This is a genomic window from Microcoleus sp. B13-B6 (genome assembly GCF_036705405.1).
GTDB lineage: Bacteria > Cyanobacteriota > Cyanobacteriia > Cyanobacteriales > Microcoleaceae > Microcoleus.
On sequence record NZ_JAUBUJ010000177.1, the window covers coordinates 1 to 9,457 of the forward strand.

Consider the following 9,457-nt stretch of genomic DNA (forward strand, 5'->3'; position numbering starts at 1 on the left):
TCCTGCTGTTGTGGAGACCCTTGTGACAGCATCGGCGTCAATTGCCCCAACTGTCCCGATCGCACGCTTAGCGGAGCAATCCTCACTCGCTCTCTTGTAAACTAAATTTTATGCCTGATAGGAAGCTAGGGAAAAAAGTTAGGAGCAGTGGTAGCAATAGCAATGTTGGGAGATATATTTATACCGATACCGGTAAAGGAAAGTTCCGGCTAAGTTTTCTGAAACTTATAGTGCTCACGCTCCTACCTACAACGGCTTCTCTTCGGCCGGGGCGAGCGCTGTATTGGCTACATGGCGATTGCCCTTCAACGAGCGCCTTGCAGTAAATTCAAGTCGCCACACCTTGGTTATTCGCTATTCGCGAATATAGAATAAAGGAAACAATGCGCTCGCTCATCCGCTATGCTAAAACCCCAAGATATCCTTGCAATACTCAAAGTCCACAGTTGGGATTCAACGAACTGGACGTACAGTTCTCTCGCTCAAAGCTTGGGCATGAGCGCATCAGAAGTTCATGCTGCCCTTGAGCGTTCTGAAGCTGCCGGTCTGTATTATGGCTCCGAGCGGAAAATTTTGAAGCAAGCGGTGTTGGAATTCTTGGTTCACGGGTTGCGCTATGTATTCTACGCCCAGCCAGGCCCCAAGCAAGCGGGGATTGCCAACTGCACATTCTGCTGAGCCGTTGAAAAGCAAGCTGGTTGCCTCACCGTCTGAGGTTTACGTCTGGCCTGACCCTCAAGGTGTCGTGAGAGGGCAGGCAATCGCGCCTCTGTACCGCTCAGTCCCCCAAGCTGCCAGTAACGATCCAGAACTCTACGCCTTGCTCAGCTTGATTGACGCTATTCGAGTTGGTCGGGTGCGGGAGCAACGTTTGGCAGTCGGCGAACTTGAAAAAAGGATCGTCGCTGCTCTATGAACCCGCAGATACTCATGCTGGAAATAGTTGCCAGGGTACTCTCTCAAGTACGCACTACCATGTAAGCCTTACACTCGCAAACAGCCTCAACGGAACGCAAAAACCAGATAGTCCAGCCTCAACTTTATTGCTGGCATAGTGGGTACTACGCTACAAAATCGCTTCATAAATTTTAGCTACCTGCCAATTTTCTCACACTTGCTCAACTTGATTTTTAATTCAATTCCGATGCCACAACTTGACTATTAAGTCAATCCACTTGTTGTTAAAAACGCTAAAAAATTAGCTAATTGTTGCGTCAGCTAAAGTCAGGGATTTGCAGTATAAAGTCAGGGATTTGCAGTATAAAGTCAGGCAAGTGCAGGTATTTGCAGGGGGTGCACTTTACCTGCATTTACCGGAAAATATCCTGCTTTCCGTCTGACTTTTTCGGTCAAATTACTGCTTTTTTGTGCAGAGACTGCCTTTGCTTGTTGAGGCAGGTTTTGGCTGTTCTCAATCGGTAGCAAGCAATGTTTTTGTGATCACAAACCATGACTAATGCGTGCAGACATAAAAATAATGCACCCTCATCAATATTGAGCATAGTGCTTACCCGACTTTCAAGCTCGATCGGACAATAACAGTTTAGCCGATTGCAAAGCGCGGGCTCGACAACAGCAATTTATGCAACTGTCAAGGCTGACATAACGGCTGCTACGCTGCCAAATTTTTCGCACTTGCTCAAATTGATTTTTTATTCAATTTAGATAACGGCTACTGTGTTGCCAATTTTTTCGCACTTGCTTAAATTGATTTTTAATTCAACTCAGGTATCGTAACTTGATTATTAAATCAATCCAGTCTTTGTTAAAAACGCTAAAAAATTAGCTAATTGTTGCGTCAGCTAAAGTCAGGCATTTGCAGTATAAAGTCAGGGGTTTGCAGTATAAAGTCAGGGGTTTGCAGGTATTTGCAGGGGGTGCACTTTACCTGCATTTACCTGAAAATATCCTGCAAATGCCTGACTTTTTTGGTCAAATTACTGCTTTTTTGTGCAAGGACTGCCTTTGCTGGTTGAGGTCGGTTATGGCTGTTCTCTCTCGGTAGCAAGCAATGGTTTTGTGATCACAAACCTAACTTTTACGCGCAGAAACAAAAACAATGCACCTTCATGAATGGGGTAATCCTAAGTGCAAGGCGATCGCGCTCTTGCTAGCTGTCGGACGAACGATAATCACAGCGAGCATCGACTTGATAGGGTCAATGGTGAGCCAGTGGTAGCGACAATCCGGCAGATTCGGATATTCGAGTAAGGGCAGCGGAGTCGAGTCGCGAGTTGTAGTTTTTAAAGTCAAAATAATTCAAATCACCACAAAGGTTTGGCTTTGAATCGTGAGCCGTGCAGCTATCGCCACAAACACCTAAAAACTAGAGATGGAGTGTCAAGGGGCTTAATTTTACCCGCTCTTCAACTGTGCCTCCCAATCAATGCCACTGATGGATGTTAACCAAGTGTGACAAAGGGCTTAATTTTACCCGATATCCAACTGTACCGATTGCTCATACTGTTGTAGCGACTTTTCTGGCAACACTGGCATCAATTACCGCAACTGTCCCCATTCAACTTGGGTAGCATCGTTACGGCCTAAAACTTAGAGGCGCGTGGCGATCGCGCTCTCTCTGAAATCAAGTACAACCGTACCATCGCCCCCACAATTGTCACTGCCTTCAAAGTGCCTAGTTTAACAAGTTTCGCCGCTTTTGCTTTGACTACAAAATTTACTGGCTTGCCTTCGTAACGGTTAGAGCATTCTGGCAGCCCAAAATTTACTGAGACATCTCGCTTTTTTTGTACAAAAGTGCGGTAGCACTGCATTCAATAAAGCCAAACAAACTGAACTGCAACTCTTGCTAGAAAACGGCTACCGCCTTTGTCCTATACATTAATATGCTATAGCTGAATGGCTAATAACGAGGCGGCTATTTTTTAGGCAGTCTTAACAGCCTATTCGATTAGTTCTGCTTGCTCAATTATGAAAGTACAGCTTGCTTTAAATGCAACCACTTTTGAGCCTCTGCTACAATTGCTTAAAATTGGGTAGTGTAGAGCTTGCTGTTAAATTATTAAATTGGTATTAAGTGTACCGGGACAGGAAAAAACCTCAAAATTAACTTTTTGAGACTGAGTTTCCATGATTTTTTTTGCATAAATTTGCATAAATTTGAGTTCTTGTGAGTTTTTTTGAGTAAAAGTATGCAAACTCAGCTTGAATTATTAGCTGAAGTCGAGGCAGTATTTGCAACTAAAAACTCAAATTTATGCAAATTTATGCAAATTTATGCAAGCTGGGAAACTAAGGAAAAAAGCAGGGATGAGCGATAGCAAGCAATGTTTTTGTGATCACAAACCTGACTTTTACGTGCAGAAAGAGAAATAATGCACCCTCCTTTTACGGAAGCCTAACCGTAAGGTCGGGTTTAATACTTTTTTAAGCTTTAATGACAACTGTAACTATTTGTACTACGATTCAAGCTGAATATTATACAGGTATAAAAAATTAGCTTTTGCTTGCTGAAGTCGAGGCTACCGTCATTACACCCAAAAAGGATTATCCCCTTGCCTGCTGTCGTGAGCAATCGCCGATCGCTATAGGAAGCTTGCACAAAAAGCAGGAATGGGTGGTAGCAATAGCAATGTTCAGAGATATATTTATACTGCTAAAGAAATTAATCGCCAAATGGATGAAGTGGATGGTGCGATCGCTCCTACAACCGCAATTCAGACACAAGCGATCGCTGTACTCCCGAAATAGCTCACGCCCTTCAACGAGCGCCGAACATTAAATTAAGTCGCCACATCTCAATTATTCGCTATTCGCGAATGTAGAATAAAGGAAAGAAAGCGATGCCAAAGGCTGGCTTCGCCTACCCATAAAACTATGCTCAAACCGCAAGATATCGTTGCCATACTCAAAGTCCACTGTTTGCTTCAAGCAACCTGGACTTACAACACCCTCGCTCAAAGCTTGGGCATGAGTGCCTCAGAAGTTCATGGCGCGCTTTCTCGCTGTGAAGCAGCAGGCCTCTATGATAGTGAGAATCGCAGGATTTTGACCCAAGCGCTACTAGAATTCGTAGTTCACGGGCTGCGCTATGTATTCTATGCCCAACCCGGCCCCTTAAGTCGAGGACTGCCAACGGCGCATTCTGCTGAACCGTTGAAAAGCAAGCTAATTGCCTCACCGTCTGAGGTTTATGTCTGGCCTGACCCTCAAGGTGTCGTCAGAGGGCAGGCGATCGCACCCCTGTACCGTTCAGTCCCCCAAGCGGCTAAAAACGATCCAGAACTCTACGCCTTGCTTAGCCTGATTGATGCGCTGAGAGTAGGTCGAGTGCGGGAACAGCGTTTGGCAGAAGGCGAACTTAAAAACAGGCTCCTCACTGTATGAACCCGCAGATATCTATGCTGGAAACAGTCGTACCCAATGTAATAGAACACCAACAGGCTTGGTGGATGGCTGCAAGAGCAACTGGAGCGCACAAGCCAACTGAACTACAACTCTTGCTATAAAATGGCTACCGCCCTTGTTCCGAAGATTGATACGAATAGCTGCATAGCGAATAACTGGGGGGCAATCTTTTAGGCAATCTTAACAGTCTATTCGATAATAATTCTTAAGCGTACCAGGACGGGAAAAACCCTCAAAATTCACTTTTCTCAAGTGAGTTTTTTTGAGTTTTTCTGCATAAATTTGAGTTTTTTTGAATAAATTTGTGCAAGCTGCAAATTGAAGTGTTCGCTATTTTTGGCTTAATTAGCAACAAAAAACTCATAAAAACTCAAATTTATGCAAATTTATGCAATTTTCTGCAAGGTAGAAAGCTTGCACAAAAAGCAGAGATGGACGGTAGCAAGCAATGTTTTTGTGATCACAAATCTGACTGTTAAGTGCGGAAAGAAAAATAATGCACCCTCATGAATGCGGAAGCCTAACCGCAAGGTCAGGTTTAATACTTTCTTAAGCTTTAATGACAAATGTAACTGTTTGTACTACAAGTTAACTGAATATTGTCTCGACACAATAATGCTCCGTTTTTTGGCATAAAGCGATCGCGCAGTCGGCTCCAATTGCACAAAAATTACCATTCTGACCCCGGCATAGATAATGTATGCTCGCACCATCGGCTCGCGCAACATTGAGCGGTGGGACAGTTGTTGCCATACCCATAGATCCTCTCAACTTGGGACAGTGCGGTGAGTGTACTCACTTCAAAGAGAGCTGCTACGAATCGACTTCCCGCGATCGCAAGAGCCTCGCGCATAGAACCCACCACTACCACCAGCTTTTTGCTCGCTTGTGACTACCATCGCCGGAGTCAGAGGGCAGGCGATCGCACCTCAATGAACAATTTATACAATTAAAGGAAATTATCGTAGTCAATCTCTACTTTAATAAACCCTAATAGCCCTCTCCAATTGGGGGGGATAAAATCACCAGAATAGCGGTGTTCAATTACAGTTGTTAACTTGTATATTTACAAACAGTGATTACTGATTAAAAGCTATGAAAAATTTACCGAAAGTCAGACCCAAAGAGCAGCTATCAAGCCATATCCACATCCGCTTGACTGACTCCGATTACAGCGAAATTCAAACACTAGCTCACCAAGTAAACTTGAGTATGAGCGACTTCATGCGTCGTGCAGCTTTGAGGAGAACTATGCCACACCCTCTAACTGTATTTGACTTGAAAGCCTATCAAGTTTTATGCCAAATTAATGCCCAACTTAGAGTTGCCGGAAACAACCTCAATCAGATTGCTAAAGCTTGCAATAGTGCTGTGGTATTGGGAGAACCCGTTATTGTCAATAGAGGACTCTTAGAAAGCGTACAGCACCTCATTCAACAAAACCAAACTGCTATTAAAACAATAGTTGCCAACCTCACCAAATCTACAGTCCGCTAATTCTTAATAAGCCTCAGCAATTGATGTAATAAATCTACTGTGAAACGGCTATGATTGGCAAACAAATCAAAGGTACAGGCTTTCGGGGCTGTCTGAACTATGTGCTCGGCAAAAAAGATGCCGATTTAATTGGTGGTACTATGTGCGGACAAACACCTGAAGAACTTGCTGCTGAATTTGCCATTGCCAGACAACTAAGACCTAACCTGAAAGTAGCAGTTTTTCACGCCACTTTATCTGTCGATTCTACCCAGAAACTAGAAGTAGATGTTGACAATGACCAGCGCTGGCTGGCAATTGCAGCCAACTACATGAAAGCGATGGAATTTGACAATAATCAGTATGCAGTTGTCAAGCACAACGATACAAACCATGACCACATTCACATTGTCGCCAGTCGCATTCGCCTAGATGGAAGTGTCGTTGATGATAGCTGGGATTATTACAGAAGCCAAGAAGTAATCCGCCAGTTAGAAAGAGACTACAATTTAGAAGCTGTTACACCTAGTTGGGAAACATATAAGCGATCTCCGACTACTGGAGAACATAGGTACTTACAAAGCAAGGGAAATAAGAGTGTCAGAGTGCAATTGCAAGACCTAATTGATGAAGTTACCCAAGACAACCCAAGTATGTCAGAATTCGTTGAGCGGTTGCAGCAACAAGGCGTAGAGGTGCAAGTCGGATTGACTCGAACTGGAATCGGCTTCAGTAAAGGCATTTCTTACAATTTAGATGGAGTCGCTTTAAGTGGCACTCAGTTGGGTAGAGCCTACACTTTTTCTGGATTGCAGAAGCATCGAGGCGTTAGCTATGACAAAGGGCGAGATAACGCCCTAATTGAGGCTTTAATGCAGCCACAACACTTAGCTATCGCCCCCAGTGAGGCAGAGGAAAATGAGCTAGAGTCGTCACAATCCGAGTTAGCAGCAACCGCGCCTGCAACTCCTGCAATTCCTGCAACACCAAATGAGTTAGAGTTGTCACAATCTGAGTTAGTAGCAAGCGCGCCTGCAACTCCTGCAATTCCTGCAACACCAAATGAGTTAGAGTTACAACTGTCAATCCTGCCTGAAAGGAATGAAACTCAGTGGCAAAAAGTGCGATCGCATCTAGCAGTCGAGTACAGTTTACCTTTTGAATTGCTTGATTTATTACACTCTCATTCTTGGTTGTATGCCAACTCAGAAAAAGCTGTCTTTACGGCACGGACGCTTGAGGGGGAAGCCAGCTTCGCTTTTGTTTTAGATGAAAGAGGCAACTTTACTACAAGCCATCCCCTGTCATCTGAAGCTGCTTTCTGGGTAGCCACTACTGGAGAAATTGAGCGAGCTGTGATTGCTTGTAACCCAATCGAAGCCCTTTCAATTTTGCTTATTGAACAGGAAAATAGCCAGGATAACTCTACACCACCACCCACAATTTACCTAGGAATTGAACGAGCTTCACAACTGCCTATACAATTCTTACAAGAACTCGATAGCGTTATTATAGCGATTGCCGAAAATTCTCAGCTCGCTCGAAATGCGAGCGCGCTGCTACCGAACGCAGAACTTGTTAATCCACAGTCAAGTTGGAATGATATCTGGATACAATTAATTGAGCAAGAACAGCAAACTCATAAACAAAATAACCAACAGTATAAACGGCGCATCCAAGAAATTGAATTGGATTAGTTATGGTTCCCTGACAAAGTGAGTATTGTCTAATAAAAATGCTACTTAACAAATTTTCTACTTGCAACCTAAATTACTCATAGCGCTGCCACTAAGTATTACCAATTTATGAATAGATTTATTTATCAACTATTTTTCCTGATTTGGCTAAGTAACTTGAGACGGCGCTTGCTCATTTTTTTTGTGAGCCGACCTTGATAACAATAAATTATTTATACGTTTTTTCGTAAAATTTAGTACAAAAAAAAATGAGCGCTGTCGCGCCAAAAAATAAAGTATCGGAGATAAAAAATGGAAGTCTCACAAACCAACACCTACTACTTCAATAATTTAACCTTCGTCCACCAAACAGAAAACCAACTGTACATTATGGACCGGCAAACAACACTTGTCTTGAATTTTCAACAAACAAGCTATCAAACGATCGACAAAATAATCCACGCTCTGCGACTTTTGAGAGACAAAAAAGTCCGAGACAGAAAGTCAATTATCGAGCAAGAGCTGCTGGCCTTAAACTTCCAATTCCCTCTCGAAAGCAGCAACCGTAACAACAACGACACCAAAAATGGTAGCAGCAATGGTAGCAGCCACGACAGCCACAAAAACTGCGATCTAAAAATCGACTGGTAATTAAATGATGCCGGAGAGATAAGTTTGTTTCTCCGGCAGCCAATAGCAAACATTTTTCGCCACATCCAAAAATGGTCTTCCTCTCATAGCACCATAGGTGTATCTCCTGCACTAAGAACAAGCCGATATGTTCGAGTCGTCGGGCGCAACACTACGTCGGCTGCACAATCATATTTGGACGAAAGGCTTCTTCTGATCTAAAAAAGGTCGAGGGGCAAAGTTTTGTGGCGCTGCCCGAGAACATCGCTTTCAGATGAATAGCGTATATACTTGAAATAAAACTATCGAAGATATTAAACACAACGAGTCAGTACAGCTATGTCTGCTAAAGATGTCTTTCACGAAGTCGTTAAAATCGCTCTCCAGAAAGATGGATGGCAGATTACTCACGATCCATACACTTTACAGGCAGGAACTCTAGAACTTTACATCGACTTGGGTGCCGAAAAGGTGGTGGCGGCCGAAAAAGACGGACAGAAAATTGCCGTTGAAATTAAAAGCTTTATTGGCCCGTCCAAAATCTCCCAGTTTTACACAGCTTTAGGACAATTTATTAGTTATCGAGCAGCTTTACAACAACAAGAAACTGACCGCACTTTATACCTAGCTGTACCCAGCAATGTCTACGATAGTTTTTTCACAATGGGGTTTATTCAGTCTTTAATTCAACAAAATCAAATTCATTTAATTGTTTACGATATAGAGCAGGAGGCGATCGCACAATGGCAAATGTAGACCTTTATAGGCAGCACATCCAAAATCTGCTCTCCCAACACGCTAGTCTTGTGTGGGATGAGCGAATTCAGGCTCAAACTATCTTTGATACCGAGCGCGATCATTATCAATTAGTATATGTGGGCTGGCGCAATCAGCGGCGAATTTATGGCCCGGTTTTGCACCTGGATATTATCGACAATAAAATTTGGATTCAGCAGGATGGAACCGAGGTAGGTATTGCCAACGAACTTGTAGAATTAGGAGTTCCTAAGCAAGACATTATACTTGGCTTTGACCCCCCTAATATGCGAGAATTAAGTGAATTTGCAATCGGATAAATTACGCTTAAATGTTAAAAAATTAGCTTTTTTGAAGGCTAAATTTTTAATACTGAACCGCTTTCGTCAGCTTGTATAATTTTTGCCACTGGGTGTTATATTTCGTACTTAAACTTAACACCCAGTTGCTTGTGGATAATTACTGTATCTATTGCAGGGTAAACGCATCTAAATTAATTTGACAAATACCTAAATTTGTGCACTACTAAATAACTAAAAAAACCTTCTAAA

General features: G+C 43.0%; 12 protein-coding genes. 10 read left to right on the forward strand and 2 right to left on the reverse strand.

Annotated features, from left to right (window positions below; all coding sequences use genetic code 11):
• Window positions 1-402: 402 nt before the first annotated feature.
• Together QUB35_RS37465 and QUB35_RS37470 are read left to right on the forward strand one after the other, a co-directional pair.
• On the forward strand, window positions 403-678 hold the full coding sequence (locus QUB35_RS37465; protein WP_333147934.1) for a hypothetical protein: 276 nt from the start codon (window positions 403-405) through the stop codon (window positions 676-678).
• Window positions 679-682: 4 nt separating this feature from the next.
• The gene (locus tag QUB35_RS37470; protein WP_333147936.1) at window positions 683-916 is read left to right on the forward strand and encodes a hypothetical protein; all 234 of its coding nucleotides are present in this window, start codon (window positions 683-685) and stop codon (window positions 914-916) included.
• Window positions 917-2,067: 1,151 nt separating this feature from the next.
• Here the strand turns inward: QUB35_RS37470 and QUB35_RS37475 are convergent.
• Window positions 2,068-2,253, reverse strand: a complete 186-nt coding sequence (locus QUB35_RS37475; protein WP_333147938.1) for a hypothetical protein — start codon at window positions 2,251-2,253, stop codon at window positions 2,068-2,070.
• A gap of 290 nt (window positions 2,254-2,543) precedes the next feature.
• Entirely contained in the window at window positions 2,544-2,774 is a 231-nt protein-coding gene (locus QUB35_RS37480) for a hypothetical protein (protein ID WP_333147941.1), read from the reverse strand.
• 799 nt (window positions 2,775-3,573) lie between these two features.
• On the opposite strand from QUB35_RS37480, the gene QUB35_RS37485 reads away from it, so the two are divergent.
• The 8 genes from QUB35_RS37485 to QUB35_RS37520 all read left to right on the forward strand — a co-directional run bounded on the left by QUB35_RS37485 (window position 3,574) and on the right by QUB35_RS37520 (window position 9,226).
• Window positions 3,574-3,711 carry a hypothetical protein gene (locus tag QUB35_RS37485; protein WP_333147942.1) on the forward strand — a complete coding sequence of 46 codons (138 nt, stop codon included), beginning with the start codon at window positions 3,574-3,576 and terminating at the stop codon, window positions 3,709-3,711.
• Between the two features lie 126 nt (window positions 3,712-3,837).
• Window positions 3,838-4,347: a hypothetical protein gene (locus tag QUB35_RS37490; protein WP_333147945.1), complete on the forward strand. Its 510-nt coding sequence runs from the start codon at window positions 3,838-3,840 to the stop codon at window positions 4,345-4,347.
• A gap of 721 nt (window positions 4,348-5,068) precedes the next feature.
• Window positions 5,069-5,260, forward strand: a complete 192-nt coding sequence (locus QUB35_RS37495; protein WP_333147947.1) for a hypothetical protein — start codon at window positions 5,069-5,071, stop codon at window positions 5,258-5,260.
• 203 nt (window positions 5,261-5,463) lie between these two features.
• Window positions 5,464-5,865 (forward strand): plasmid mobilization protein, encoded by a 402-nt coding sequence (locus tag QUB35_RS37500; protein ID WP_333147949.1) that lies wholly within the window; start codon window positions 5,464-5,466, stop codon window positions 5,863-5,865.
• 50 nt (window positions 5,866-5,915) lie between these two features.
• Window positions 5,916-7,541: a relaxase/mobilization nuclease domain-containing protein gene (locus QUB35_RS37505; protein ID WP_333147951.1), complete on the forward strand. Its 1,626-nt coding sequence runs from the start codon at window positions 5,916-5,918 to the stop codon at window positions 7,539-7,541.
• 291 nt (window positions 7,542-7,832) lie between these two features.
• Window positions 7,833-8,171 (forward strand): hypothetical protein, encoded by a 339-nt coding sequence (locus QUB35_RS37510; RefSeq protein ID WP_333147953.1) that lies wholly within the window; start codon window positions 7,833-7,835, stop codon window positions 8,169-8,171.
• A 318-nt stretch (window positions 8,172-8,489) separates the two neighbouring features.
• A complete protein-coding gene (locus QUB35_RS37515; RefSeq protein WP_333147955.1) occupies window positions 8,490-8,906 on the forward strand; it encodes an element excision factor XisH family protein in 417 nt (138 codons plus the stop codon).
• Complete coding sequence (locus QUB35_RS37520) at window positions 8,894-9,226, forward strand: XisI protein (RefSeq protein WP_333147957.1); 333 nt, start codon at window positions 8,894-8,896, stop codon at window positions 9,224-9,226. Before QUB35_RS37515 ends, QUB35_RS37520 begins: the two co-directional genes overlap by 13 nt.
• The last annotated feature ends 231 nt before the right edge of the window (window positions 9,227-9,457 follow it).